The organism is Lelliottia sp. F153, from assembly GCF_002870005.1.
Lineage (GTDB): Bacteria > Pseudomonadota > Gammaproteobacteria > Enterobacterales > Enterobacteriaceae > Enterobacter > Enterobacter nimipressuralis.
On the sequence record NZ_PKFT01000003.1, the window covers coordinates 237,084 to 262,732 of the forward strand.

Here is a 25,649-nt window from a genome sequence, read left to right on the forward strand (position 1 = left end):
GGCTGGAGTTTAAGAAGAGCACGGCGGGCGCCGTGCTCTGAGAAAGGATTAGTGCTCGCGGGTTTTGCGGAACTGAACGTCAGGATAGCGTTCCTGGGTCAGATTCAGGTTAACCATGGTTGGAGCGATGTACGTCAGGTTATCGCCGCCATCCAGTGCCAGCTGGATTTCGTTCTTACGTTTGAACTCTTCGAATTTCTTCACGTCAGCACACTCGACCCAGCGCGCCGTCGCCACGTTCACCGATTCGTAGATCGCTTCCACATTGTACTCGCTCTTCAGACGCGCAACGACCACGTCGAACTGCAGCACACCGACCGCGCCCACGATCAGATCGTTGTTGGCAATTGGACGGAAGACCTGCACCGCGCCCTCTTCGGAGAGCTGGACCAGACCTTTGAGCAGCTGCTTTTGCTTCAGCGGATCTTTCAGACGGATACGACGGAACAGTTCCGGCGCGAAGTTCGGGATACCGGTAAACTTCATCATTTCACCCTGGGTGAAGGTGTCGCCGATCTGAATGGTGCCGTGGTTATGCAAGCCGATGATGTCGCCCGGATAGGCTTCTTCAACGTGTGAACGGTCGCCCGCCATAAAGGTCAGCGCGTCGGAAATCACAACATCTTTCCCGATACGCACCTGGCGCAGCTTCATGCCCTTTTCATACTTACCGGAAACCACACGCAGGAAGGCCACGCGGTCGCGGTGTTTCGGGTCCATGTTGGCCTGAATCTTAAAGACGAAGCCGGTGAATTTCTCTTCTGCGGCTTCGACCAGACGGGAGTCAGTTTTGCGCGGCATCGGCTGCGGCGCCCACTCCACCAGACCGTCGAGCATATGATCCACACCAAAGTTACCCAGTGCGGTACCGAAGAATACCGGCGTGATTTCCCCGGCCAGGAACAGCTCTTTGTCAAACTCGTGAGAAGCGCCTTTAACCAGCTCCAGCTCATCGCGCAGCTGAGAGGCCAGCTCTTCGCCCACCGCCACGTCCAGATCCGGGTTATCCAGACCTTTTACGATACGCACGTCCTGGATGGTGTGACCTTTACCGGTCTGGTACAGATACACTTCATCTTTATAGAGGTGGTAAACACCCTTGAACAGCTTACCGCAGCCGATCGGCCAGGTAATTGGCGCACAGGCGATTTTCAGCTCGCGCTCCACTTCGTCCATCACTTCCATCGGATCGCGGATGTCACGGTCGAGTTTGTTCATGAAGGTCAGGATCGGCGTATCGCGCAGACGGGTGACTTCCATCAGCTTACGGGTACGATCTTCTACCCCTTTCGCAGCGTCGATGACCATCAGACAGCAGTCAACCGCCGTCAGGGTACGGTAGGTATCTTCGGAGAAGTCTTCGTGGCCTGGGGTGTCGAGCAGGTTCACCAGGCAGTCGTGATACGGGAATTGCATCACGGAGGTGGTAATGGAAATACCACGCTGCTTTTCCATCTCCATCCAGTCCGATTTGGCGTGCTGGCTGGAGCCACGGCCTTTTACCGTACCGGCGGTCTGAATCGCCTGTCCGAACAGCAGTACCTTTTCGGTGATGGTCGTTTTACCGGCATCCGGGTGAGAAATAATGGCAAAAGTACGGCGCTTCGCCACCTCTTGCAGATAAGGAGACAACGTCATAATCAAATCTTCTTATATAAGCGCGGCAGCAGGCCACGCATCATGGAATACGAAATTGCGGCTATTTTACCCATCAATGGGGGGCAGGCAATCATTGTTTACACAGGAGTTGCTCCAGTTCGTTCAATGACGATACGGTCCAGGTCGGTTCGATGCCTTCAGGCAGCGCGCGACCGTGTGCGTTCAGCCAGCAGGTTGCCAGCCCGGACTTCATCCCGCCCAGAATATCCGACTCGGCGGTGTCTCCGACCATCAGCACGCGCTCACGTGCGGGATGGCCGGCTTTTTCCAGCGCATAGTCAAAAATACGCGGATCGGGTTTTGGCACGCCTACCTGTTCAGAGATCACCAGCGCGTCGAAATGATCGCGCAGGCCCGTGCGTTCAAGGCGGATCTGCTGCAGGGCGGTAAAGCCATTGGTGATGATCCCGAGCTTCACTTTGCCTTTAAGGGCATTAAGCAGGGAAATCGCCCCAGGCAGCGGTGCGCAAATCTCCGCCATCGCGTTGAGAAAAGCCTCGTTCAGCGCACCGGGAGAGACATTCAGACGCTCGGACCAGCCCTGAAAACGCTGATGCTGGAGCTGTAACGCCGAGATGGCACCGTTCTGGTAATCCACCCAAAGCGGTTTGTTCACCGCCTGATAGTCCTGAAAATCTTCTGCGGTAAAGGTGACGCTATAGTCTAAAAACATCCGCTGTAGGCCGCCAAACGAATCAAACGTAAACAGCGTTTCGTCGGCGTCAAAGAAAATCCAGTCCCATTTCATCGTTACAACCTTATTTGTTATCCAAGCGGCAGCGCCATGATGATGGCGTCTTCGCGTCCCTCGGCAGTCGGGTAATAATTACGGCGAATCGTCGCCTCGTTAAAGCCTAAGCTTTCGTAGAGTGCGATGGCGGCCGCATTGGAGGCGCGAACCTCCAGCCACAGCGTGAAGACATCACGTGTCTCCAGCTCGCGTATTACATGTTCCAGCAGTTCCCGGGCCAGGCCACGGCGCTGGTATGCGGGATCGACGGCAATGTTAAACAGCGTCGCTTCATCCAGCACGACCTGCGTAATGGCAAATGCCGCCATTTCGCCATCGACATCCAGATGGAAATTCAGATAGCGCTCGCCCTGATTGCTGGCGAATGTTTTTTCGCTCCATGGAAAGGCATGGGCGCGCGTCTCGATCGCGAACGCTGATGCCAGATCAGACGTCGTGAGGGAAGAAATCGTGTTCATATTCACAGATTTGTTGCCATAGCGCGCTTCGCGCCTTTGGGTTTGCTTTCAATTCTTCCAGTGGCGGCGTAAGCAGCTGGCCGCCCTCAAGGGGAGTCTCATCCGCAACGCCAAGCCGCCAGCTATTGCAGCGGCTCTCCGGCGGCAGCATCGCCACGCGCTCGGGCGTCAGCTGTAACACCTGATCGGCGCTCACTTTCAGCGTACGCAGAACGTCGCTGACCAGCGTCTCAGTGAGCGAGGGCAGCTCTTCAGCCACCATGACCAGACGAACGTGTGCCGGAATGGAGATAGCGATTTCACCCTGCAACGCCGTCGGGCGACGCAGAGACCACTGGGTGATGCCCAGTTGCTGTAACTGCCAGTCACGTCGGGATGTCATAGGGAAAACTCCTGTCTGTCAGGCGCGCAAATATAGCAAATTCGTCGTATATCCGCCAACAAACTACTATAATCCCCGGCTGAGTTTATTGAGGAACAATTCATGTCTGCATTTACCCCGGCAAGTGAAGTCTTGCTGCGTCACAGTGATGATTTCGAAGAAAGCCGTATTCTGTTTGCCGGAGATATGCAGGACGATCTGCCTGCCCGTTTCGAATGCGCCGAAAGCCGCGCCCATACCCAGCAATTCCATCACTGGCAGGTGTTAAGCCGTCAGATGGAAGATCGCGTGCGCTTCAGCCTGGTGGCGGAGCAAAGCGATATCGCCGACTGCGATACGCTGATCTACTACTGGCCAAAGAACAAACCTGAAGCGCAGTTCCAGCTGATGAACCTGCTCTCCATGCTGCCGGTTGGCTGCGACATTTTCGTCGTCGGCGAGAACCGCAGCGGCGTGCGTAGCGCCGAGCAGATGCTGGCGGAATACGCGACGCTGAACAAAATCGACAGCGCGCGTCGCTGCGGTTTGTACCACGGTCGTCTGGAAAAACAGCCTGAGTTTGATGCCGAAAAAGCCTGGGGCGAATATCAGCTCGAAGGGCTGACAATCAAAACGCTGCCGGGCGTCTTTAGCCGCGACGGTCTGGATGTGGGCAGCCAGTTGCTGCTCTCCACCTTTACGCCGCACACCAAAGGCAAAGTGTTGGATGTTGGCTGCGGCGCAGGCGTGTTGTCTGCCGTGCTCGCCACCCACTCCCCGAAAGTGCGTCTTACCCTGTGCGACGTGAGCGCGCCAGCCGTCGAAGCCAGCCGTGCCACCCTTGCCGCCAATGAGCTCGAAGGCGACGTTTTCGCCAGCAACGTGTTCTCAGAGGTGACAGGGCGTTTCGATATGATTATCTCCAACCCGCCATTCCACGACGGCATGGAAACCAGCCTTGAAGCGGCACAAACGCTGATTCGTGGTGCGGTACGTCACCTCAACAGCGGCGGTGAGCTGCGCATCGTGGCCAACGCCTTCCTGCCTTATCCTAACCTTCTGGATGAGATTTTCGGCTTCCATGAAGTGCTGGCGCAGACCGGTCGCTTTAAAGTTTATCGTACAGTTATGACACGTCAGGCGAAGAAGTAATTTGCCGCCAGCCCGGCTGCGCATCGCGCTCCGGGCTATACAAATGCCGATTTTTGCAGCAATCAAAACATCCTGGGCAATTATCTGTTGACGGAAAGCTGAAAACATCTAGAATGCGCCTCCGTGGTTGCGATACTTTTTAAGTATTGATGGTATGCGACGGTGGCGGAATTGGTAGACGCGCTAGCTTCAGGTGTTAGTGTCTTTACGGACGTGAGGGTTCAAGTCCCTCCCCTCGCACCACAAACCATGTTTGATATTGTTCTCACCGGGCGACGGTGGCGGAATTGGTAGACGCGCTAGCTTCAGGTGTTAGTGTCTTAACGGACGTGGGGGTTCAAGTCCCCCCCCTCGCACCAACGAGGCAATATCAACAAGAATAAGATAACAGTGCGAAGGTGGCGGAATTGGTAGACGCGCTAGCTTCAGGTGTTAGTGTTCTTACGGACGTGGGGGTTCAAGTCCCCCTCTTCGCACCACTTATCTTATCTCCCCCCTGATTAACTCCCTGTCATTTCCCTTTATTTCAAACTCATCATTATTACCAGCATCCCACTGATCAGCGCGACGCATGACGGCAGCAGAACGAAATGACGCAACTGCTTATGCCAAATCATTCCTGATGTCACCAGCAGACCCGACACGATAATCGCTTTCCAGACGTCCAATGAGAGATCGGCAAATGTCAGCCCAGCGATGACGATCCCCGGCAGCAACACACCCCATCCACTTCCCAGCGCCTTGCTCAACATGTTTTTCTCTCTCAATACGATAATGATAACCAATATCATATGATAGGTTTTCTCATTTGTCAGCACTGGCCGATACAATCCGGCAACCTTTACCTTTCCCGTAATGACAGGAAATGAGTAAGGTGATAAATTGCACACCTGTTAACTATTTATAATAAATTTCTGATATTTTAGTCCCTGATTATTGCGCAGTATTTCATTCACATCGGCAGCCATTAGTTTGATTTAATTCAGAATTACTAAAAATATACCGACATGACAGCACAATCCTGGCGTTCATTACGTCACAAGAAATATCAGTTATCTTTACGTTTATTTTTATTCCTGAACGCCGTGTCAGCACTTTTTACTGTGTTCAATCCCTTATACAGCGTGCATACGCTGACCCTGCCTGTCGCGCTCATTTTCACGCTCAGCCTGTCGCTGCTGGTCTGGCACTGGAAGAATAAAACCCGGCAGATCAATATTCCGCTGATTTCATTCATCTTTGGTGGAATTTGGGCCTGGCACATCGCCTGGAAGTTTATGCTGGTCACGCAGGATCCTTATACCTTCCTGCTGCTGGCCCTGTTAAGCGTCCTGTTTATCGGCTCGCTGGCGTTTGCCAGTGATATCAAAGCGTTTACTATCCACTCACTGCCGACTTTTCTGGTCTGTCTGTGGTTTTGCCCTCCCGAGTACTGGCCACGCATCGTTTACTCCCTCGCGCTGCCGATGATTGGGATTGCAATCCATCACGTGATTCAAAGACGTAACGACCGTTTTGCTCAGGACTTGCTGTACCGACTGCTTGAGGAGCGGGAAACGCTTAACGATCTGAGCATGATGGATCCGCTGACCGGCCTGTATAACCGCCGTGGCCTGCAAAGTCGGCTGGAGAATCTGCCTACGCTTGAGCAGGGAGAACATTTCGTTCTGCTGCTGGATATCGATCATTTCAAGGCCTATAACGACCACTACGGCCATATGATGGGCGATCAGGCGCTGATTCGGGTTTCCGCTGCGATCCGCGACGCCGTGCGCTCGCGCGATATCGTCGCCCGTTTTGGCGGGGAAGAGTTTATGGTGCTGCTGACCAGCGTCACGCTCGATCAGGCGCGCCAGACCGCCGAACGTATTCGCCAGAAGGTCTACGACCTGAAGATCCCGCATATGTTTAATGAGAGCGTGGCGACCAACGTCACCATCAGTATTGGCATTGCGATTTATGAATCAGAGGATATCGAAGCGGCGCTCGAAAAAGCGGATAAAGCGCTCTACGAAGCCAAGCACATGGGCCGCAACAATATCCTCTTAAGCCCTGAACTCCAGGCAGGATAAGCCCCACCTCCCGCTTTACCGACAAAAGGCTTGCGATCGGTTTGCTCTATAGCTAGGATTGGCAATCATTATCATTTAGATTTGTATCCTATTCTCCTATGGCTACTCGTTCCGCACAAATCGTTGATCCTGTCATCTGGCTAGCCCCTCCTGGCGCCGGGCGTTCAACGCTTGCGGATTCCGTACGGGAAACCATCGCCGAACATCGCGCTTACCTGCTCGATTTCATCAAGCTGGATGAACCCCATCCGCACCAGGCCATGACGCTGGCGCAGTGGTCTCGCCCGGCAGAAATGCACTCTTTGCTCGCGGTCTACTCCGATCATATCTATCGAAACCAGCCTAATCTTGCGCGAGAAAATAAACCGTTACTCTCCCTGTGGGCGCAATGGTACATCGGGCTGATGGTGCCTCCGCTGATGATAGCCCTGTTAACGCAGGACGCCGCGCTGGACCTTTCCCCGGAGCATTTCTTCGTCGAGTTTCATGAAACCGGCCGCGCGGCCTGCTTCTGGATTGACGTCCATGAGGATCGGAATACGACGGTGTTGTCCGCGCAGGAGCGTATGGAAACGCTGGTGAAACAGGCGCTCATTCCAGTGGTAAATGCGCTGGAAGAGACTGGCGATATCAACGGGAAGCTTATCTGGAGTAATACCGGGTATCTCATTCACTGGTATCTGACCGAGATGAAAGCGGTGCTGGGCGATGAGACCGTCGAGGCACTGCGTCAGTCCTGTTTCTTTGCCAAACAGCTTTCAGATGGCCAGGATAATCCGTTGTTCCGCACCGTGGTTCCGCGTGACGGATTACTGGTCCGTCGGACCTGCTGCCAGCGCTATCGCCTGCCGGATGTTCAGCAGTGTGGTGATTGTACGCTGAAGTAATATCTTTACAGGCTGCCCTCTTTTAACGGGGGGGAAAATGCAAATACAAAAACGGCAACCGAAGTTGCCGTTTTGCTTTTTGATTAAGCCACCTGCTGGCTATCTTCTTCAGCACGCTGTGCTTCTTCGGCTTCCTGCTCCAGCAACTGCTTCTCGTACACTTTAAAGAACGGGTAGTAGATGATGGCAGAGACCAGCGCCAGCAGGATGACCAGCACCGCCGCACGGAAGTCCCAGCCCAACGCCCACGCAGCACCCACAGGGGCCGGAGCGGTCCACGGCACCACAGAAATCACGCGTCCAATCAGATCCAGCTTCATGGCGGCCCATGCGAGCACCGCGTTAACCATCGGTGCCAGCAGGAATGGAATGAAGAACACAGGGTTCATCACGATTGGCGTACCGAAAATTACTGGTTCGTTAATGTTAAAGAAGCTTGGTACAACGCTTAAACGGCCAATGGATCGCAGGTGTGCGGAACGGCTGCGCAGATAGCAGATCACCAGCCCCATCGTGGCGCCCGAGCCACCGATGACGATAAAGAAGGTCCAGAACGCTTCCATAAAGATATGCGGCAGTGGCGCACCCTGAGCCAGCGCGGTCTGGTTCATGCCCAGATTAGTCAGCCAGAACATCTGCAGCATGCCTGACACAATCGCAGCGCCGTGGATCCCAGCAAACCACAGCAAGTGACCAATCAACACAGCCAGCAGAATTGCAGGCAGAGAATCCGCCGCCGACACCAGCGGTTTAAAGATCGACATAATCGCCTGAGGGATCAGCATGTCGAACTGAGACTGAATAAACAGGCTCAGGGGATAAAGCGTAAGTACCACGACCAGCACCGGGATCAGCAGATCAAATGAGTTTTTGATCATCGGTGGCACCTGGTCCGGCAGACGAATGCCAATATTGTGTGCCTTCAGGAAACGCATCATCTCCACGCAGTACACGGCCACCAGAATCGCAGTAAAGATCCCGGTCCCGCCCAGGCTATCGACCGGCATCGCCCCTTTGGTTTTCGGTGCAGCAACCAGTAAAAATGCCATCAGCGACAGCATCGCGCACATGAACGGGTCGAGCTGATGCGACTTAACATAGTGCTTACCCAGGTTGTAGGCGATAGCCGCACAGATGTAGATCGACATGATTCCCATGGTCATATCGAACGGGGTCAGGATCTGCCCTTCGAACTGCTTCGCCATATCCAGCCACGCACGGGCAAAGCCCCATGTAGTGTCCGGTGAGAAAGGCGGGTAAGCAAACACCAGCAAGAAGGAGCCGACAATCATAAAGGGCATCGCGGAAATAAATCCGTCACGAATCGCCATCACGTGGCGCTGGGAGGAGATACGCCCGGCGACGGGGCTGACATAGTTTTCAACGAACCGGAAAATAAGATTAAACGCAGCATGGTTGGCAGACATAGTGAGGCTCCTGTCAGACGTTCAGTTTGGACGCAGACGCGCCACACGGTGATCCATACATCATTGTCACCACCTTGCTGGTTCGTGTACCAGCGGTACCGCTCGGACAAATTGGTTTCATATTCGACTCTTATTATTGGATACAGGGGAAGTTACATCGTCAGTATTAATCTCTCCATCACACTCTGCAACCGGTTACTGTAACCGGTTTCCGTGAATGTGAAGGCGATCCAGAAAACGAGTGAACAGAATATTTGTTACCTAAGAGATATTTACAGAGCATAATTTCTTATGACAGATTACGCAGGATATTTGTCAGGAGATAACAATGAGTTTGCAGTCCGTACGGCAATTTTTTGCTGACAATGCCCCGGATATTGATGTCATCGAGCTTAGCCAAAGCACCGCAACGGTTGCACTGGCCGCAGCCGCCCATCATGTCGAGCCGGGACAGATAGCGAAAACCTTATCACTGAAGGTTAAAAACGAGGTGATTCTGGTGGTCGCAAAAGGCGATGCACGCCTGGATAACAAAAAACTGAAAAATGCGTTTGGCGCGAAAGCGCGAATGCTGTGCAGTGATGAAGTGGTGACGCTAACCGGGCATCCCGTTGGTGGAGTTTGCCCCTTCGGCCTGGAGACTCCGCTGGCCGTTTACTGCGACGTTTCCCTTAAACAATATGAGGAAGTGCTTCCTGCGGCCGGGTCAATTCACAGCGCAGTGCGTATCGCGCCTGAGCGAATGGCTGAGCTTACTTCGGCTAAATGGATTGATGTCTGCATCTGATCGCTGCGCCAGGTTCCTCTGGCGCAATGATGCACAATGAAAAGCACTACGCCGCCTTAACAGTCAGTTTCAGCTCACGTATGGGCAACTGCCCCAGAATATCTGCCGCATGCAGCAGCCCCACATCGGAACTCACCCCCAGCTTCACCATCACATTATATTTATGCGCGCGAACGGTTTTGATATTGCGTTTAAGCTGCTCCGCAATTTCGGGAATGGAAAGGCCCGCCGAAAGATGGCGCATAATCGCCCGCTCCATTGGGCTTAACATTCTGGATAAGCTTCCTTGCCAGTGGGCAAACGCGTTGTTATTGACTCGCTCTGTTTCGCTTAACAGAATGATCAGCAGTTTTTGCAGCTCCGCCAGTGAGGCCGACTTACTGATTATTCCGTGAAGACGGGAAGGCGTCAGTTGACCAATCAATCTTGCCTCAACGTCGTCTGCCGCCAGAATAATGCGCTGTATACCACTGTGGGTTAGGGCCAGTTCTCGCAGTGACACCAGACAATTTCTTCGTTCTTCTCGCACATCTGAAAGCGAATAGATCACTGAGAAAAAAGGAGTCTGTGAAAGCGCAGCCTTGAAACTGCTAAAGTTTTTAAACAGATGAAGGCGATATTCGCTAAATGGCGCGATGGCAAAGAGATGTTCAAGCCCCACGGCACTCATCGTGCATTGGTCTATGACAGCAATATCTCTTCCTGAGGCATTTGTTTCCATTCCTTTTGCTCTCCATAGGCTGAGATTAAGTTCAGCTCTCTCATTCCCTGTGTACTATTGATCCATGCGTACATTTCTGCATTTCCGTGCAGAGATAAACGACGCATCGCACTATTTTTTTGTGCACTGACGGTTTTATTGCTTTTTTTCAGTAATGTGGCGATTTGGTTTATTCCCCAGCCTTTTCCAAGCAGACGTAATACTTTACGTTCCGAGAGGGTCAGTATTACAGGGACTTTATACTCATTATCGTCAACTCGCGGCTCAGGTGATAACAGCGTCTGACTTATCCGGTCGGAATACTCGCTCCCCGCGCGGATCGCGTTGATGACGCCTTCGATAGGTTCCATATCCGAAAGCAGTGTGCTTTCGGGGCGTATGAGCAACTCAACAGCGAGAGGGTAAAGAGGACGTGAGACCAGAAAAATCCAGTGGATATCCCGGTACTGACTTAATAACAGATAATAGTGTTCAAGCGCGCCGCGAGGGTTGACGTAATCACCTGAAATATCAGCAACCACGACAGATGCACGATTTAAATTCTGTAAAGTCAGATCGTCATGTGTGCGGCAAAAAGACACGTCATATTCTGGAAAATGGCTGGCCATGATGCCGCCCAGACCGGTTTGCATCACCGGGATTTTACTGATAACGATTACTGATTTTCCCTTCACTGGTGACATAGATTCTCCGAATCCTTTCTTCATCTAATTAATGATATTAAAATCACGGCTCAGACATGGGCATTATCCTGACCCTAAGTTATTAGTACAGGTTATATTAACGAGAACAACTATAATCCTGACATTGTTAAATCCGAGGATAATATAATACAAAAATCAGAATAACATAATAGTCCTTGCACAAAATATTAAACGCATCAAACTAAATTAATAAATTATATATATCATCAATTAGTATTCACGAAATAAATAAAAAACACCCCAGACCGCTCTGCGCCTGCCGTTGCATCCTGCCACTGATTGCACAAATGTTGATCTGACCCAGAGCCAGACAGGCCGCCGTTTGTGCTAAAAGTAAACATTCCAGACACTCTGGCAGTTCTCATTTTCAGGGCAACCAATGCAGGCAGATCAGTCGTCACAACGCGCCGCCACGCGACTATGCATACAGTGCGGTCTTTTCTTATTACAACACGGCGCAGAGAGCGCATTGGTCGAAGAGCTGTCGACCCGCCTGGGTCTGGCGCTGGGGATGGACAGCGTAGAGAGCTCAATCTCGTCTAACGCCATCGTGCTGACCACCATAAAAGAGGGCCAGTGTCTGACGTCGACGCGCAAAAACCAGGATCGCGGCATCAATATGCACGTGGTCACCGAAGTGCAGCACATTGTCATTATGGCTGAACACAAGCTTCTGGACTTGCCCGGCGTTGAAAAACGGTTCAACCAGATTAAGCCGCTGCGCTACCCGCGCTGGTTAGTGGTGCTGATGGTGGGGCTGTCCTGCGCCTGCTTCTGCAAACTGAATAACGGCGGATGGGACGGCGCGGTGGTGACCTTTTTCGCCAGCGCCATCGCCATGTACGTGCGCCAGCTCCTGACGCAGCGCCATATGCATCCGCAGATTAACTTTTGTCTCACCGCCTTTGTCGCAACAACCGTCTCCGGTCTGCTGCTGCGCCTGCCTGTGTTTGTCAGCACACCGAGCGTCGCCATGGCGGCCAGCGTCCTGCTGCTGGTACCGGGTTTTCCGCTGATCAACGCCGTCGCTGATATGTTCAAAGGGCACATCAATACGGGTCTGGCACGCTGGGCGATTGCGAGCCTGTTAACCCTCGCGACCTGCATCGGCGTGGTCATGGCCATGACACTCTGGGGGCTGCGCGGATGGGCATAATCGACTTTTTATTCGCTCTGGCACAAGACATGGCGCTGGCTGCCATTCCTGCCGTGGGCTTTGCGATGGTCTTTAACGTGCCGCAGCGCGCGCTGCCCTGGTGCGCCCTGCTGGGTGCTATCGGTCATGGTTCGCGAATGGTGATGATGACCGCCGGGTTTAACATCGAATGGTCAACGTTTATGGCCTCGATGCTGGTCGGCTGTATCGGCATTCAGTGGTCGCGCTGGTATCTGGCGCACCCGAAAGTGTTCACCGTGGCGGCGGTGATCCCGATGTTCCCCGGCATATCCGCCTACACAGCGATGATCTCGGCGGTGAAGATCAGCCACTTCGGCTACAGCGAGCCGCAAATGATCCTGCTGTTGAGCAATTTCCTCAAAGCCTCGTCCATCGTCGGCGCGCTCTCCATCGGTCTGTCGATTCCCGGTTTGTGGCTCTACAGAAAGCGCCCACGCGTTTGAATTTGTGTTCTCCCGCTGCCATGGCGATAATCCCTGCATTCTGTTTGGCGATGTAAGGAGTGGAAGTGGCTAACCCTGGCAGCGAATTCCCCGACCACCAAGATGATTCCAGCCTGAAGGACAAAATTTTTCAGAGCGCGATTACCCTGTTTGCCGAATACGGTCTGAACGGCGCGCGAATGGAGCAGATTGCCGAAAAAGCCGGCACCACCAAGCGCATGGTGGTTTATCACTATAAAAACAAAGAGAACCTCTATCTCCAGGCGCTGGAGTACGTTTACACCGAGATCCGCGCCAGCGAAAAACAGCTCAGCCTGTCAGGGCTGCCGCCCGTTGAAGCGCTGGTCCATCTGGTCGAAGCGACCTTTGATTACCACGCCGATCACCCGGATTACATTCGCATTATCTGTATGGAGAACATGCAGCGTGGCCGCTTTATGCAGCAGTCCAGCTATCTGCGTCAGGTTAATCGCAGCGCGCTCGAACTGCTGGAAGCGATCCTGCAGCGTGGCAAAGAGAAGCAGCTGTTTAATCAGACCGTTGATGCGCGCGACCTGCACCGTTTGATCAGCAGCTTCAGTTTTCATTACGTCGCCAACAGCTATACCTTCACGCTGCTGTTTGAAGACGGCGCCGATGAGCAGGCCCAGCGCCAGCACTATCGCAAAATGGCCGTTCAGGTGGCCCTTCGCTATACCTGTCCATAAAATTGCTTGCAATTAAATCGCGCACTACCTATATTCATTTCATGAACGCGAAAACGAACGACACCACCGCTGCGCTGATGCTGGATAACCAGCTCTGTTTTGCCCTCTACTCGGCAAATCTGGCGCTCAATAAGCTGTACCGGCAACTGCTGGCACCGCTTAACCTGACCTACCCACAGTATCTGGTGATGCTGATTTTGTGGGAGCAGGATGACATTACGGTGTCAGAGATTGGCGAACGTCTGTTCCTGGATTCCGCCACCCTCACCCCGCTGCTGAAGCGTCTGGAAAGCGCTGGTCTGCTTGTCCGTCAGCGCTCGCGCCAGGACGAACGCCAGGTCGCCGTCACCTTAAGTGATGAAGGCCGCGCCCTCCAGCAGCAGGCGAAAAGTATTCCCCAGGCCGTGGGCTGTGCCGCACAATGCGATGCAGATTCCATGCTCGCTCTCAAGCAGCAGCTTGAGCAACTGCGCCAGCAGCTTCATCGCGCCTGAGGCTATAGTTAATAAGATTTTGTTTACCCATATATATCGCGCACTATTTAATAGCACACATAACCGTAAGATGAGGAACCTGCCATGTCTTTAGAAAAAGTTGTTTATACCGCCAAAGCCAAAGCCACCGGAGGCCGTGATGGTCGTGCGACCTCTTCCGATGGCGTTCTGGATGTCAAACTGGGCGTACCGAAAGAGATGGGCGGTATGGGCGGCGAAGTCACCAACCCAGAGCAGTTGTTTGCGGCGGGGTACTCTGCCTGCTTCCTGGGCGCGATGAAATTTGTCTCTGCCCGTGACAAAATCGCGCTGCCGAAAGATGCGTTTATCGAAGGCGAAGTTGGCATTGGTCCACTGCCAACCGGTTTTGGTATCGAAGCCAAACTGAATATCCACGTGCCAGGTATGGATGAAGCCGAAGCCAAAAAGCTGGTCGACGCGGCGCATATCGTTTGCCCGTACTCTAACGCAACCCGCGGCAATATTGATGTGACGCTGAATATCATCGCCTGATAAGCCCCGTCGTATGCAGCCCCGGTGCGCGCAGTGTCACCGGGGAAATCCCCCTCCGTCCCCCCTTCTCTCTGTGCTACTATGACCCCATATCACGACGTCGTATCCCAGTAGAGAAAGTGTTATGTCATCCAGACTCCTGACCACCAGCGTCGCCGGAATCGATGCCTTTGTGCGCGATCCCCGTGGCATCTTAACCAAAGCCGATGGCGGTACTCTCGCCGTGTTTGCCGACAACGCGCCCGCGTTTTACGCCATCACGCCTGAACGCCTGGCACAGCTTTTGGATATTGAAGCGCGTCTGTCGCGCCCGGTCAGTGACGTCGCGTTAGATACACAATTCTTTGAAGAACCGACCAGTGCGCCGGTTGCCGTCCCGATGGGCAAATTTGCGATGTACTCTGGCTGGCAGCCGGATGCGGATTTCCAGCGCCAGGCCGCCCTGTGGGGCATCGCCCTGACGCAAACCGCCACGCCGGAAGAGCTGGCCGCGTTTGTCGCGTACTGGCAGGCCGAAGGCAAAGTGTTCCACCACGTGCAGTGGCAGCAAAAGCTCGCGCGCAGTATTCAGATCAACCGCGCCAGCAACGGCGGCCAGCCTAAGCGCGATATCAACACCATTTCCGAACCCGATAATCAGATCCCACCAGGATTCAGAGGATGATATGAAAAACGTCGGCGACCTGATGAAACGTCTGCAAAAAATGATGCCTGCCAACGTGAAGCCAGCCTTCACCTCGGGTGAAGAGCTGCTGGCCTGGCAAAAAGAGCAGGGAAAGATGCGCTCAGAAGCCCTGACGCGGGAAAACCGCGCCATGAAAATGCAGCGTACCTTCAACCGCTCCGGCATTCGTCCCCTGCATCAGAACTGTTCCTTCGATAACTATCGCGTGGAAAACGACGGTCAGATGATGGCCCTCGCCAAAGCACGCCAGTATGTCGAAGAGTTCGACGGCAGCATCGCCAGCTTTATCTTCAGCGGCAAACCGGGCACCGGCAAAAACCACCTTGCGGCGGCCATCTGTAATGAGCTGTTGCTGCGCGGAAAATCGGTTCTGATCATTACCGTCGCAGATATCATGTCGGCGATGAAAGACACCTTCAGCAACCGCGAAACCACGGAAGAGCAGTTGCTGAACGATCTGAGCAACGTCGATCTGCTGGTCATTGACGAAATCGGCGTCCAGACCGAATCCCGCTACGAAAAAGTAATTATCAATCAGATCGTTGACCGTCGCTCCTCGTCGAAGCGCCCGACCGGTATGCTCACCAACCATAAAGCGGAAGAGATGACCAAGCTGCTGGGTGAGCGCGTCATGGACCGCATGCGTCTTGGCAACAGCTTATGGGTGAACTTCACCTGGGATAGCTACCGCGATCGCGTTACCGGCAAAGAGTATTAGGATATTTCCAGGAAGGGCGCGCCTTTCACAGGTATATACTGAAGCCACTTCCAGCCCGATCAGGGCCTTTTAGAGTGCATTTTATGAAAAAAAATCTTCTTCTCGGCACAGCATTTAGCGTCGTTCTGCTCACCGGTGCCGCCCACGCGGCCTCATGGCAGGAGTCACTCTCCAGCGCAGCGAACGAACTGAGCAAAAGCAGCGGTAGCGCACAGAGTGGCGGGCTGTCTGCTTCGTCCCTCACCAGCCTGCTGGGCGGCAGCAATCAGAGCCTGAGCGCTGGCACCATGAACAACGCGGCCGGTATTCTGGGCTACTGCGCCAAGCAGAAGCTGGCATCGGTCACTGACACGCAGAACATTAAAAACCAGGTATTAGATAAACTGGGGCTGGATACGCAAGAGCAGAAGCAGGACACCAACTATATGGATGGGATCCAGGGTCTGCTGAATGCCAAAGACGGCCAACAGCTGAACCTGAGCACCCTCGGTGACTCCGCGCTGGCGAAACAGGTGAAGACCAAAGCCTGCGATCTGGTGCTGAAACAAGGCGTTAATTTCCTCTCCTGATCCATCCCATTTTATGCCACAACACGCCGCGATTGTTCCGTTACTCTGACAACGCGGCGCCAGACTCGTATTTTGCTCATTCTTTTACGTCTCAGCCCGCGTATAACGCGATGCGACGGCGATCAAAATTTCCACTTTCTAAACCAAATCCTAACAACAGCACATTTTAGTGACACTAGAATTGCAGCTATGTGACTTCGCCATTAAATTGTATCAACCAAAAAATAATCAGTTAGCCAGCTAAGCGACTGGCGCTATTGAGGATAAGCTGTTGTCAGAGTTTATTTCCCTTGCCCTGTTCCTGGCTTCCGTTGGCATCTATGCCTGGAAGGCCGGCCGCAACACCTGGTGGTTTATTGCCACATTACTGGTGTTGGGTATTTTTATTGTTTTAAACATTACCCTGTACGCCAGCGATTACTTTACCGGTGACGGCATTAACGACGCCGTGCTATACACACTCACCAACAGTCTGACGGGCGCAGGAGTTAGTAAGTACATACTTCCTGGCGCAGGGCTGGTTCTGGCGCTGGTGGCGGTGTTTGGCACCCTCGGCTGGGTGCTGCGTCGCCGCCGCCATCTTCCGCATCATATGGGTTATAGCCTGTTGGCCCTGGTGCTGGCGCTCGGTTCCGTCGATGCCAGCCCGGCGTTCCATCAGATTACAGAACTGGTGAAATCCCAGTCCCGCGACGGCGATCCCGATTTCACGGCGTATTACAAAGAGCCGTCGAAAACCATCGCGCACCCAAAACTGAATCTGGTTTATATCTACGGCGAGAGCCTTGAGCGTACCTATTTCGATAACGACGCCTTCCCGAACCTGACCCCAGATCTCGGCCCGCTGAAAGACGAAGGGCTGGACTTCAGCCACACGGCGCAGTTGCCGGGCACCGATTACACCATCGCCGGGATGGTCGCCTCTCAGTGCGGTATTCCACTGTTTGCGCCGTTCGAGGGTAACGCCTCCGCGTCGATGTCGAGCTTCTTCCCGCAGAATATTTGTCTCGGCGATATTCTCAAAAACTCCGGCTACGAAAACTACTTCATGCAGGGCGCCAACCTGCGCTTCGCCGGGAAAGACGTATTCCTGAAATCCCACGGTTTCGATCACCTTTACGGTGCTGAAGAGTTAAAAACCACCGTCGCCGACCCGTCTTATCGCAATGACTGGGGCTTCTACGACGACACGGTGCTGGACGAAACCTGGAAGAAATTCGAGGAGCTATCTAAATCCGGCAAACGCTTCTCGCTGTTTGCCTTAACCGTGGATACACACCATCCGGACGGCTTTATCTCGCGCACCTGCGAGCGCAAAAAATATGCGATCAACGGCAAGGACAATCAGTCGTTCAGCGCCGTGACCTGCAGCCAGGAACACATCGCCGCCTTTATCAATAAAATCAAAACCTCGCCATATTTCAAAAACACGGTGATCGTGGTCTCTTCCGACCATCTGGCGATGAAAAACACCGCGTGGGATGAGCTGAACAAGCAGGATCGAAGCAACCTGTTCTTTGTGATGCGCGGCGACCAGCCTCAGCAGGAGGTTATCGCCACGAAGCGTAACACCATGGATAACGGCGCAACGGTGCTGGATATTCTGGGAGGCGATAACTTCATCGGGCTGGGGCGCAGCACGCTCTCCGGCCAGTCGCTCTCTGAAGTCTTCCTCAATATGAAAGAGAAGATTCTGGCGTGGAAACCGGACGTGATCCGCCTGTGGAATTTCCCGAAAGAGATGAAAGATTTCACCATCGACCAGCAGAAAAACATGATTGCCTTCTCGGGCAGCCACTTCCGTCTGCCGCTGCTGCTGCGCGTCTCCGATAACCGCGTCGAACCGCTGCCGGAGAGCGAATACTCCGCGCCGCTGCGTTTCCAGCTGGCCGACTTCGCCCCGCGCGATAACTTCGTCTGGATCGATCGCTGCTACAAAATGGGCCAGCTGTGGTCCCAGCCGCTGTCGATTTCAACGGACTGGTGCGTGTCGCAAGGCCAGCTCGGCGGCGAACAAATCGTGCAGCGCGTCGATAAAGATCAGTGGAAAGGCAAAACCGCGTTCAAGGATACGGTAATTAACACCGACCGCTATCAGCGCAACGTGGATATGCTGAAAGTGGTCGATAACGATATTCGCTATAAAGCCGACAGCTTCGTGTTTAACGTGGCGGGAGCGCCGGAAGAGGTGAAGCAGTTTAGCGGTATTTCGCGCCCGGAATCCTGGGGACGCTGGTCCAACGCACAGCTCGGCGATGAGGTGAAAATCGAATACGCCCAACCGCTGCCGGCGAAATTTGATCTGGTGATCACCGCAAAAGCCTTCGGCCCGAATGCCAACAAACCGATCCCGGTGCGTATCGGCGACAAAGAGCAGACGATAACCCTTGGCAACGAAGTGAGTACCACCACGCTGCATTTCGAGAACCCGTCTCGCAGCAATACGGTCGTGATCGTTCCGCCCGATCCGCAATCAACGAACGAGGGCAATATTCTCGGGCATTCGCCGCGCAAACTGGGGATTGGGATGGTCGAAATGAAAGTGGTACAGAACGCCGGTTAACGGCACATCTGCGTGTATGTCGGGTAAGCACAGCGCCACCCGACAACATCACAAATGCCTAAAGCGCCCCGCCTGAACAGGGCGCTTTTTTACATCAGAAGGTTTCCCAGTTTTCACTGGACGCGGTCGTCGCGGCAGCGGCTTTACGCCCCTTCGCCGAGATCACTGGCGTTTTCAGACCGGCGTTATCACGTGATTTCTGCTGCTCTTGCTGAATGCGGAAGACCGCCACAGCCTGCGTCAGACGGCTCGCCTGCTCTTCCAGCGCGGCGGCTGCCGCTGCGGACTCTTCCACCAGCGAGGCGTTCTGCTGCGTCACACGGTCCATCTCCGCCACAGCCAGGCCGACCTGGTCTATACCGCGGCTCTGCTCATCAGACGCAGAGGCGATTTCGCCCATAATGTCGGTCACGCGGGTCACCGCATTCACGATTTCACCCATCGTTTCACCGGCGCTTTCCACCAGAGTAGAACCCAGCTCAACGCGGCCTACGGAGTCCTCGATCAGGCTCTTGATTTCGCGTGCCGCCTGGGCGCTACGCTGTGCCAGGTTACGCACTTCGCCTGCCACCACCGCAAATCCACGGCCCTGCTCACCTGCGCGCGCAGCTTCGACGGCGGCGTTCAGCGCCAGGATGTTGGTCTGGAAGGCAATACCGTCGATCACGCTGATGATGTCAGCGATTTTCTGCGAACTGCCGGCGATGTCACGCATGGTTTGCACCACGTTATCCACCACTTTCCCGCCTTTCTGCGCGGTCTCGGACGCACTCAGCGCCAGATTGCTCGCCTGACGGGCGTTTTCGGCGTTCTGCTTCACGGTAGCGGTTAGCTGTTCCATGCTGGCAGCGGTCTCTTCGAGAGAAGCGGCCTGCTGCTCGGTACGGGAAGAGAGGTCGTTGTTACCGACAGAGATTTCGCTCGCGCCGCTGTAAATCGCGTTCGCGCCGTTACGCACGTCGCCCACGGTGCTCACCAGTTCGCTCTGCATATGACGCAGGGTATCGGCCAGCTGTCCCATCTCGTTGGTGCCTTCGACGTCAATGCGCTTCACCAGATCGCCGCTGGCGATATGACGGATGCTGTCGATCAGACGATTCAAAGGCGAGATCAGGGATTGCTTGATGCCCAGCCAGACGCCAACGATCACCACCAGCACCGCGATCAGCACGCTGATCAGCACCCAGATCGCCTGAGTGTAAGAGCTGTTGCTGTCATCCACGGCGGTCTGATATAGATGATCGTTTTGCTGCAGGTAGTTCACATACTGCTTCTCAAAACCATCCTGATAGCTCTGGGTCGGCTGATCGAAGAAGTCATTGATCTTGCCTGCGCCCAGCAGCTGAATCAGCTCGGCCAGCGCACCGTGATAGATATCATAGTTACGCTTGATCTCCATCGCGGCAGCGTCGCTCTGACGCGGATCGCGCGGCAGTGCTTCGTAGTCGGCCCAGTTTTTCTCCGCCTGCTTCAGGGAAGCGGACGCAATCTGCATCAGCTCTGCAACGGTTGCGCCACTGCCGATATTGCTCTGATCCATCATGTAGCGAATACCCGCGCGGTTCAGGGTATTACGGGTTTGCAGCAACGCGACCCAACTGCCATTCAGCGTGGATTGTTGCTGGCGAATAGTTTGTAGGACAGTGAAGTTTTCTTTGTCATGCTTCAGGGCATTAAAGAAAAGACCACCGGATGTCAGTTGTAACAGGCCAAAAATAGCCAAAACCAGCAACAAGCTGGTGACAATCTTGATACGATTTAACATGTTTTCTCTTTCCATCAGACAGATAACAGAATTTTCGGCCTGGTTAGGGAAAACTTTACGAAAATCGTGTTGATGATTTGAACATTTACGGATGATTTCGCAAAAAACTATTAATGTTTATCCTAAATCGCGCCGTTATATATTCCATAAGATAAATTTTATCTCTGTCGCACTGACATATTCTGTCAGTGGCATCCTTATTCTTCAGAGATCCTCACCGCACTAAACGGGAATATAATATGACAACTCCAGCCCGCAGCCGCTCTGCTGAACGACTCGTCGATATTCTTATGGAGCTGCATTTAAACGGCGTCGTTAACCGCAGCGATCTGATGCAAAAATATAAAATAACCGAACGTACGGTATATCGGGATCTGAATGCGCTGTCGCCGATTGTTCAGCATACGGGAAATGGTCTGTATCGCCTGATTCACGCCCAGCAAAATCCCAGCGGGCAAGGGCTGCACAACGCTGTCGCTAACTTTTTGAATGCTGACAGTTATTTCCCAGACAGAGGCACCGCGTTCTGGCAGAGTCTGGAAGCGCGCGTGGAAGAGAATCATATTCTGATCCTCAACAACGGCGCTGAGCACTCGGTTCAGAATGATATTCGTCGCCATCTCACTGCAATTGAAAAATCGATAAAAGAGCGTCACGTTTGCCAGATAGTTTATAAAGACAAAACCCGGCTCATTAATCCATACAAATTAATTAACAAAAAAAATATATGGTATTTACAAGCTACGGAAAATGGCAGGCTGAAATCCTTTTCATTAAGCCAGATCAGTTGGCTGGATATTCAAAAAGAGACTTTTTCGCTGGATCGCGATACGGCTGAATTACTGGAAAAAAATCTCGACCCGTGGGTGAGTGAAGAGACGTTCGAGGTAAAAGTGTTTACCAACAATCGTATCTCGCACTACTTCACCCGCCGGGACCTGTTGCCGGAGCAGGAGGTGGTCGCTGAAAGCGACGACGGGGTGACGATCCGCTGTCATGCGGCACATGAAAATCAGATCCTGCCGCTCATCTTCTACTGGCTGCCGAACATTCAGGTTCTGGAGCCTCAGTGGCTGCGGGACAAACTCTTCGACACGCTCGAAGGTTACATGACAGCTGCTACCGCCGACGCCCTCGAATAAACGATGTGATCTCAATCACATAAACCAGACCGCTGGCGGCGAGCCTTAACCACTCGCCCCGGTCTTTGACCGCTTAACCACCGCAATCAACCACTCACCTATTTACCTTCCTTTACACGCGCGACGATCTGGCAAGATCGCCACAGCATTAATCAATACCTCCTCAAAACAAACTCAGGCCCTTTTTCCAGCTAAAAAACCAGGTCTAACTATGGATACGAAAAAACTACTTAAGCACGTACCCTGGGCGCTCCTCGGGATCCTCGGTGCTTTCTGTCTGGCGGTTGTCGCATTACGCCGGGGCGAACACGTAAGCGCCCTGTGGATCGTGGTCGCGTCGGTTTCCGTCTATCTGGTAGCGTACCGCTACTACAGCCTTTACATCGCGCAGAAGGTCATGAAACTCGACCCGACGCGTTCCACTCCGGCGGTCATTAACAATGACGGCCTGAACTACGTTCCTACCAACCGCTATGTGCTGTTTGGTCACCACTTTGCCGCGATTGCCGGTGCAGGCCCGCTGGTTGGGCCGGTGCTTGCCGCGCAGATGGGTTACCTGCCGGGTACCCTGTGGCTGCTTGCCGGCGTGGTTCTGGCAGGCGCGGTGCAGGACTTCATGGTGCTGTTCATCTCGACCCGTCGTAACGGGGCCTCTCTGGGTGAGATGATCAAAGAAGAGATGGGCCGCGTGCCGGGCACCATTGCCCTGTTTGGCTGCTTCCTGATCATGATCATCATCCTTGCGGTGCTGGCGCTGATCGTGGTGAAAGCCCTGGCAGAAAGCCCGTGGGGTGTGTTCACCGTCTGCTCGACCGTACCGATTGCGCTGTTCATGGGTATCTACATGCGCTTTATCCGTCCGGGCCGTGTCGGTGAAGTGTCCGTGATTGGTATCGTGCTGCTGGTGGCGTCCATTTACTTCGGCGGTATCATCGCTCACGACCCGTACTGGGGCCCGGCGCTGACCTTCAAAGACACCACCATTACCTTCGCATTGATCGGCTACGCGTTTATCTCCGCCCTGCTGCCGGTCTGGCTGATTCTGGCCCCGCGTGACTATCTGGCGACGTTCCTGAAAATCGGTGTCATCGTCGGTCTGGCGATCGGTATCGTGATCATTAACCCGGAACTGAAAATGCCAGCCGTGACTCAGTACATTGACGGTACCGGTCCACTGTGGAAAGGCGCGCTGTTCCCGTTCCTGTTTATCACCATCGCCTGTGGCGCCGTCTCTGGCTTCCACGCCCTGATTGCCTCCGGCACCACGCCGAAGCTGATGGCCAACGAAACCGACGCGCGCTTTATCGGTTACGGTGCAATGCTGATGGAATCCTTCGTGGCGATCATGGCACTGGTTGCAGCGTCCATCATCGAGCCAGGTCTGTACTTCGCGATGAACACTCCGCCTGCGGGCCTTGGCATCACCATGCCAAACCTGCATGAGATGGGTGGCGACAACGCAGCGCTGATTATGGCGCAGCTGAAAGACGCCAGCGCACACGCGGCGGCGACCGTCAGCTCCTGGGGCTTTGTGATCTCGCCTGAGCAAATCATGCAGACCGCAAAAGACATCGGTGAGCCATCGATTCTGAACCGTGCCGGTGGCGCACCAACCCTGGCCGTCGGTATCGCACACGTGTTCCACAAAGTGCTGCCGTGGGCTGACATGGGCTTCTGGTATCACTTCGGTATTCTGTTCGAAGCGCTGTTCATCCTGACCGCGCTGGACGCCGGTACCCGTGCGGGCCGCTTCATGCTGCAGGACTTGCTCGGTAACTTCGTGCCATTCCTGAAGAAAACCGACTCTCTGGTGGCGGGTGTTCTGGGTACTGCGGGCTGTGTGGGCCTGTGGGGTTACCTGCTGTATCAGGGCGTCGTTGACCCGCTGGGCGGCGTGAAGAGCCTGTGGCCGCTGTTCGGTATCTCTAACCAGATGCTGGCTGCCGTGGCGCTGGTCCTGGGTACCGTGGTGCTGGTGAAGATGAAACGCACCAAATACATCTGGGTGACGGTCGTTCCGGCTCTGTGGCTACTTCTGTGCACCACCTGGGCGCTGGGTCTGAAACTGTTCAGCACCAACCCGCAGCTGGAAGGCTTCCTGTTTATGGCTAACCAGTACAAAGCGAAAATTGCCGCAGGCGGCGGTGACCTGACTGCACAGCAGATTGCCAACATGAACCATATCGTGGTGAACAACTACACCAACGCCGGTTTGAGTATTCTGTTCCTGGTCGTGGTCTATAGCATCATCTTCTATGGCATCAAAACCTGGATGAAAGTGCGTAACGCCGAAGGGCGTACGGATAAAGAAACCCCGTATGTGCCTGTACCGGAAGGCGGCGTGAAGACCTCTTCACACCACTAAAACCCTGGCGGGTGGCGGCTACGCTAACCCGCCCTACGCAATACCTGTAAGCCCGGCAAGCGTAGCGTCGCCGGGCTTTTTCTATCTGGATGGCACAATGTTTGGTAACTTAGGCGAAGCAAAAAAATACCTCGGTCAGGCGGCGAAAATGCTGATTGGCATTCCGGACTATGACAACTACGTTGAACATATGCAGACCAACCATCCGGATAAACCGTACATGACCTACACAGAATTCTTCCGCGAGCGCCAGCAAGCGCGCTACGGCGGCGATGGCAAAGGCGGCGTACGCTGTTGCTAAAGGAGAGAACATGACCCCCATTGCAGTCACCCTGTTAACCGGCTTTCTCGGCGCGGGCAAAACCACTCTGCTGCGCCACATCCTCAACGAACAGCACGGCTTTAAAATCGCGGTGATCGAAAACGAATTCGGCGAAGTCTCTGTTGACGACCAGCTGATAGGCGATCGCGCCACCCAGATCAAAACCCTGACCAACGGCTGCATCTGCTGCACCCGCTCAAACGAGCTGGAAGACGCTCTCCTCGATCTGCTGGACAGCCGCGATCGCGGCGATATCGCCTTCGACCGCCTGGTGATCGAATGCACCGGCATGGCCGACCCCGGCCCGATTATCCAGACCTTTTTCTCCCATGAGATCCTCTGCCAGCGCTACCAGCTGGACGGCGTGATTGCGCTGGTGGATGCGGTCCATGCCGACGAGCAGATGAACCAGTTCACCATCGCCCAGTCGCAGGTGGGTTACGCGGACCGCATTCTGCTGACCAAAACCGACGTGGCTGGCGACGCCGAAAAACTGCGTGAACGCCTGACGCGCATCAACGCCCGCGCGCCGATTTATACGGTGGTTCACGGCGATATCGACCTGGCGCAGCTGTTCAACACCAACGGCTTTATGCTGGAGGAGAACGTCACCTCAAAACCACGCTTCCACTTTATCGGCGATAAGCAGAACGACGTCACCTCTATCGTGGTCGAGCTGGATTATCCGGTCGATATCAGCGCCGTGTCCCGCGTGATGGAAAATCTGCTGCTGTCGTTTGCCGACAAACTGCTGCGCTACAAAGGGATGCTGTGGATTGACGGCGAGCCAAACCGCCTGCTGTTCCAGGGCGTTCAGCGCCTCTACAGCGCCGACTGGGACCGTCCGTGGGGTGATGAAACGCCGCACAGCACCATGGTCTTTATCGGGATTCAGCTGCCCGAAGAGGAAATCCGGGCGGCGTTTGCCTCACTCAAGCCCTGATCGCAGGACAACATAACCGCCCTATCTTTGGGCGGTTATGGCAAATATCGCGTAATGTCGATTAGAGAAATGTAATTTTTCGTCATTTACAAAATTATTTTGAAATAATGATAATCCTCATTAATTCACTTCTCATCATTATTTCCGCGATATTCAGGCTTTGTTTAGCTAATAAATAAAACGAAGTCTAAACACGAAAAGATAAATAGTTGACGCCGTGACAAACCCACTTTAGCTCAACAACAATCATACCGAAAAGTAACA

26 protein-coding genes and 3 tRNA genes are annotated in these 25,649 nt (G+C 54.0%); 20 read left to right on the forward strand and 9 right to left on the reverse strand.

Features of this window, described 5'->3' with window-relative positions; genetic code table 11:
• Positions 1–48: 48 nt before the first annotated feature.
• The 4 genes from prfC to F153LOC_RS10835 all read right to left on the reverse strand — a co-directional run bounded on the left by prfC (position 49) and on the right by F153LOC_RS10835 (position 3,250).
• On the reverse strand, positions 49–1,638 hold the full coding sequence (gene prfC / locus F153LOC_RS10820; protein ID WP_102104542.1) for a peptide chain release factor 3: 1,590 nt from the start codon (positions 1,636–1,638) through the stop codon (positions 49–51).
• A gap of 91 nt (positions 1,639–1,729) precedes the next feature.
• Positions 1,730–2,407, reverse strand: coding sequence for a pyrimidine 5'-nucleotidase (gene yjjG / locus F153LOC_RS10825; RefSeq protein ID WP_100777741.1), 678 nt, complete (start codon positions 2,405–2,407; stop codon positions 1,730–1,732).
• 17 nt (positions 2,408–2,424) lie between these two features.
• Positions 2,425–2,868, reverse strand: coding sequence for a ribosomal protein S18-alanine N-acetyltransferase (gene rimI, locus F153LOC_RS10830; protein ID WP_102104541.1), 444 nt, complete (start codon positions 2,866–2,868; stop codon positions 2,425–2,427).
• On the reverse strand, positions 2,837–3,250 hold the full coding sequence (locus F153LOC_RS10835) for a DNA polymerase III subunit psi (RefSeq protein WP_100777743.1): 414 nt from the start codon (positions 3,248–3,250) through the stop codon (positions 2,837–2,839). Before F153LOC_RS10835 ends, rimI begins: the two co-directional genes overlap by 32 nt.
• A 102-nt stretch (positions 3,251–3,352) precedes the next feature.
• Here F153LOC_RS10835 and rsmC point away from each other — a divergent pair, with 102 nt between their 5' ends.
• The 4 genes from rsmC (at position 3,353) to F153LOC_RS10855 (ending at position 4,860) form a co-directional block, all read left to right on the forward strand.
• Entirely contained in the window at positions 3,353–4,381 is a 1,029-nt protein-coding gene (gene rsmC, locus F153LOC_RS10840) for a 16S rRNA (guanine(1207)-N(2))-methyltransferase RsmC (protein ID WP_102104540.1), read from the forward strand.
• 156 nt (positions 4,382–4,537) lie between these two features.
• A tRNA-Leu gene (locus tag F153LOC_RS10845) sits at positions 4,538–4,624 on the forward strand.
• Positions 4,625–4,653: 29 nt separating this feature from the next.
• Positions 4,654–4,740: transfer RNA gene (locus F153LOC_RS10850), tRNA-Leu, on the forward strand.
• 33 nt (positions 4,741–4,773) lie between these two features.
• Positions 4,774–4,860, forward strand: a tRNA-Leu gene (locus tag F153LOC_RS10855).
• A gap of 42 nt (positions 4,861–4,902) precedes the next feature.
• Here F153LOC_RS10855 and F153LOC_RS10860 read toward each other — a convergent pair.
• Complete coding sequence (locus tag F153LOC_RS10860; protein ID WP_102104539.1) at positions 4,903–5,172, reverse strand: DUF1435 domain-containing protein; 270 nt, start codon at positions 5,170–5,172, stop codon at positions 4,903–4,905.
• Between the two features lie 216 nt (positions 5,173–5,388).
• Here F153LOC_RS10860 and F153LOC_RS10865 point away from each other — a divergent pair, with 216 nt between their 5' ends.
• Together F153LOC_RS10865 and fhuF are read left to right on the forward strand one after the other, a co-directional pair.
• Positions 5,389–6,453 (forward strand): GGDEF domain-containing protein, encoded by a 1,065-nt coding sequence (locus tag F153LOC_RS10865; RefSeq protein WP_102104538.1) that lies wholly within the window; start codon positions 5,389–5,391, stop codon positions 6,451–6,453.
• 98 nt (positions 6,454–6,551) lie between these two features.
• Positions 6,552–7,340, forward strand: a complete 789-nt coding sequence (fhuF, locus tag F153LOC_RS10870) for a siderophore-iron reductase FhuF (RefSeq protein WP_102104537.1) — start codon at positions 6,552–6,554, stop codon at positions 7,338–7,340.
• 83 nt (positions 7,341–7,423) lie between these two features.
• Here the strand turns inward: fhuF and F153LOC_RS10875 are convergent, their stop codons facing one another.
• A complete protein-coding gene (locus F153LOC_RS10875; RefSeq protein WP_100777747.1) occupies positions 7,424–8,767 on the reverse strand; it encodes a PTS sugar transporter subunit IIC in 1,344 nt (447 codons plus the stop codon).
• A 328-nt stretch (positions 8,768–9,095) separates the two neighbouring features.
• On the opposite strand from F153LOC_RS10875, the gene F153LOC_RS10880 reads away from it, so the two are divergent.
• Positions 9,096–9,554, forward strand: coding sequence for a YbaK/EbsC family protein (locus F153LOC_RS10880; protein ID WP_100777748.1), 459 nt, complete (start codon positions 9,096–9,098; stop codon positions 9,552–9,554).
• A 46-nt stretch (positions 9,555–9,600) separates the two neighbouring features.
• Here the strand turns inward: F153LOC_RS10880 and bglJ are convergent, their stop codons facing one another.
• Together bglJ and F153LOC_RS10890 are read right to left on the reverse strand one after the other, a co-directional pair.
• Complete coding sequence (bglJ, locus tag F153LOC_RS10885) at positions 9,601–10,224, reverse strand: DNA-binding transcriptional activator BglJ (protein ID WP_102104536.1); 624 nt, start codon at positions 10,222–10,224, stop codon at positions 9,601–9,603.
• Positions 10,225–10,235: 11 nt separating this feature from the next.
• Complete coding sequence (locus tag F153LOC_RS10890; RefSeq protein ID WP_100777750.1) at positions 10,236–10,958, reverse strand: response regulator transcription factor; 723 nt, start codon at positions 10,956–10,958, stop codon at positions 10,236–10,238.
• A 400-nt stretch (positions 10,959–11,358) separates the two neighbouring features.
• Here F153LOC_RS10890 and F153LOC_RS10895 point away from each other — a divergent pair, with 400 nt between their 5' ends.
• The 9 genes from F153LOC_RS10895 (at position 11,359) to opgB (ending at position 18,848) form a co-directional block, all read left to right on the forward strand.
• Complete coding sequence (locus F153LOC_RS10895; protein WP_100777751.1) at positions 11,359–12,135, forward strand: threonine/serine exporter ThrE family protein; 777 nt, start codon at positions 11,359–11,361, stop codon at positions 12,133–12,135.
• Complete coding sequence (locus F153LOC_RS10900; protein WP_100777752.1) at positions 12,126–12,599, forward strand: threonine/serine exporter; 474 nt, start codon at positions 12,126–12,128, stop codon at positions 12,597–12,599. The genes F153LOC_RS10895 and F153LOC_RS10900 overlap by 10 nt, the downstream gene beginning before the upstream one ends.
• Before the next feature lie 65 nt (positions 12,600–12,664).
• On the forward strand, positions 12,665–13,306 hold the full coding sequence (locus F153LOC_RS10905) for a TetR family transcriptional regulator (RefSeq protein WP_102104535.1): 642 nt from the start codon (positions 12,665–12,667) through the stop codon (positions 13,304–13,306).
• A 41-nt stretch (positions 13,307–13,347) separates the two neighbouring features.
• The gene (locus F153LOC_RS10910; RefSeq protein WP_100777754.1) at positions 13,348–13,800 is read left to right on the forward strand and encodes a MarR family winged helix-turn-helix transcriptional regulator; all 453 of its coding nucleotides are present in this window, start codon (positions 13,348–13,350) and stop codon (positions 13,798–13,800) included.
• Positions 13,801–13,884: 84 nt separating this feature from the next.
• Positions 13,885–14,313 (forward strand): organic hydroperoxide resistance protein, encoded by a 429-nt coding sequence (locus F153LOC_RS10915; RefSeq protein WP_100777755.1) that lies wholly within the window; start codon positions 13,885–13,887, stop codon positions 14,311–14,313.
• Positions 14,314–14,437: 124 nt separating this feature from the next.
• Positions 14,438–14,977, forward strand: a complete 540-nt coding sequence (dnaT, locus tag F153LOC_RS10920) for a primosomal protein DnaT (protein WP_100777756.1) — start codon at positions 14,438–14,440, stop codon at positions 14,975–14,977.
• A gap of 1 nt (position 14,978) precedes the next feature.
• Positions 14,979–15,716: a DNA replication protein DnaC gene (dnaC, locus tag F153LOC_RS10925; RefSeq protein WP_100777757.1), complete on the forward strand. Its 738-nt coding sequence runs from the start codon at positions 14,979–14,981 to the stop codon at positions 15,714–15,716.
• 83 nt (positions 15,717–15,799) lie between these two features.
• Positions 15,800–16,285, forward strand: a complete 486-nt coding sequence (locus F153LOC_RS10930) for a DUF2501 domain-containing protein (protein WP_102104646.1) — start codon at positions 15,800–15,802, stop codon at positions 16,283–16,285.
• Between the two features lie 271 nt (positions 16,286–16,556).
• On the forward strand, positions 16,557–18,848 hold the full coding sequence (opgB, locus tag F153LOC_RS10935; RefSeq protein ID WP_102104534.1) for a phosphatidylglycerol--membrane-oligosaccharide glycerophosphotransferase: 2,292 nt from the start codon (positions 16,557–16,559) through the stop codon (positions 18,846–18,848).
• 94 nt (positions 18,849–18,942) lie between these two features.
• On the opposite strand, the gene tsr is transcribed toward opgB, so the two are convergent.
• A complete protein-coding gene (gene tsr / locus F153LOC_RS10940; protein WP_102104533.1) occupies positions 18,943–20,613 on the reverse strand; it encodes a methyl-accepting chemotaxis protein in 1,671 nt (556 codons plus the stop codon).
• 239 nt (positions 20,614–20,852) lie between these two features.
• Between tsr and F153LOC_RS10945 the strand changes: the two genes are divergently transcribed.
• From F153LOC_RS10945 to yjiA, 4 genes are all read left to right on the forward strand, one after another.
• Entirely contained in the window at positions 20,853–21,755 is a 903-nt protein-coding gene (locus F153LOC_RS10945) for a YafY family protein (RefSeq protein ID WP_102104532.1), read from the forward strand.
• Between the two features lie 211 nt (positions 21,756–21,966).
• A complete protein-coding gene (locus F153LOC_RS10950) occupies positions 21,967–24,120 on the forward strand; it encodes a carbon starvation CstA family protein (RefSeq protein ID WP_100777761.1) in 2,154 nt (717 codons plus the stop codon).
• Positions 24,121–24,217: 97 nt separating this feature from the next.
• Positions 24,218–24,421: a YbdD/YjiX family protein gene (locus F153LOC_RS10955; RefSeq protein WP_100777762.1), complete on the forward strand. Its 204-nt coding sequence runs from the start codon at positions 24,218–24,220 to the stop codon at positions 24,419–24,421.
• Positions 24,422–24,431: 10 nt separating this feature from the next.
• Complete coding sequence (gene yjiA, locus F153LOC_RS10960) at positions 24,432–25,385, forward strand: GTPase (protein ID WP_102104531.1); 954 nt, start codon at positions 24,432–24,434, stop codon at positions 25,383–25,385.
• The last annotated feature ends 264 nt before the right edge of the window (positions 25,386–25,649 follow it).

Bases quoted from the DNA above. Each gene is read 5' to 3' on its own strand.
- yjjG (WP_100777741.1), bottom strand. From the start codon at position 2,407: ATGAAATGGGACTGGATTTTCTTTGACGCCGACGAAACGCTGTTTACG.
- yjiA (WP_102104531.1), top strand. From the start codon at position 24,432: ATGACCCCCATTGCAGTCACCCTGTTAACCGGCTTTCTCGGCGCGGGC.
- dnaC (WP_100777757.1), top strand. From the start codon at position 14,979: ATGAAAAACGTCGGCGACCTGATGAAACGTCTGCAAAAAATGATGCCT.
- rimI (WP_102104541.1), bottom strand. From the start codon at position 2,868: ATGAACACGATTTCTTCCCTCACGACGTCTGATCTGGCATCAGCGTTC.
- prfC (WP_102104542.1), bottom strand. From the start codon at position 1,638: ATGACGTTGTCTCCTTATCTGCAAGAGGTGGCGAAGCGCCGTACTTTT.
- dnaT (WP_100777756.1), top strand. From the start codon at position 14,438: ATGTCATCCAGACTCCTGACCACCAGCGTCGCCGGAATCGATGCCTTT.
- F153LOC_RS10895 (WP_100777751.1), top strand. From the start codon at position 11,359: ATGCAGGCAGATCAGTCGTCACAACGCGCCGCCACGCGACTATGCATA.
- F153LOC_RS10860 (WP_102104539.1), bottom strand. From the start codon at position 5,172: ATGATATTGGTTATCATTATCGTATTGAGAGAGAAAAACATGTTGAGC.
- F153LOC_RS10945 (WP_102104532.1), top strand. From the start codon at position 20,853: ATGACAACTCCAGCCCGCAGCCGCTCTGCTGAACGACTCGTCGATATT.
- F153LOC_RS10865 (WP_102104538.1), top strand. From the start codon at position 5,389: ATGACAGCACAATCCTGGCGTTCATTACGTCACAAGAAATATCAGTTA.
- bglJ (WP_102104536.1), bottom strand. From the start codon at position 10,224: ATGAGTGCCGTGGGGCTTGAACATCTCTTTGCCATCGCGCCATTTAGC.
- tsr (WP_102104533.1), bottom strand. From the start codon at position 20,613: ATGTTAAATCGTATCAAGATTGTCACCAGCTTGTTGCTGGTTTTGGCT.
- F153LOC_RS10915 (WP_100777755.1), top strand. From the start codon at position 13,885: ATGTCTTTAGAAAAAGTTGTTTATACCGCCAAAGCCAAAGCCACCGGA.
- F153LOC_RS10890 (WP_100777750.1), bottom strand. From the start codon at position 10,958: ATGTCACCAGTGAAGGGAAAATCAGTAATCGTTATCAGTAAAATCCCG.
- F153LOC_RS10955 (WP_100777762.1), top strand. From the start codon at position 24,218: ATGTTTGGTAACTTAGGCGAAGCAAAAAAATACCTCGGTCAGGCGGCG.
- F153LOC_RS10875 (WP_100777747.1), bottom strand. From the start codon at position 8,767: ATGTCTGCCAACCATGCTGCGTTTAATCTTATTTTCCGGTTCGTTGAA.
- F153LOC_RS10930 (WP_102104646.1), top strand. From the start codon at position 15,800: ATGAAAAAAAATCTTCTTCTCGGCACAGCATTTAGCGTCGTTCTGCTC.
- F153LOC_RS10835 (WP_100777743.1), bottom strand. From the start codon at position 3,250: ATGACATCCCGACGTGACTGGCAGTTACAGCAACTGGGCATCACCCAG.
- F153LOC_RS10910 (WP_100777754.1), top strand. From the start codon at position 13,348: ATGAACGCGAAAACGAACGACACCACCGCTGCGCTGATGCTGGATAAC.
- F153LOC_RS10900 (WP_100777752.1), top strand. From the start codon at position 12,126: ATGGGCATAATCGACTTTTTATTCGCTCTGGCACAAGACATGGCGCTG.
- rsmC (WP_102104540.1), top strand. From the start codon at position 3,353: ATGTCTGCATTTACCCCGGCAAGTGAAGTCTTGCTGCGTCACAGTGAT.
- fhuF (WP_102104537.1), top strand. From the start codon at position 6,552: ATGGCTACTCGTTCCGCACAAATCGTTGATCCTGTCATCTGGCTAGCC.
- F153LOC_RS10880 (WP_100777748.1), top strand. From the start codon at position 9,096: ATGAGTTTGCAGTCCGTACGGCAATTTTTTGCTGACAATGCCCCGGAT.
- F153LOC_RS10950 (WP_100777761.1), top strand. From the start codon at position 21,967: ATGGATACGAAAAAACTACTTAAGCACGTACCCTGGGCGCTCCTCGGG.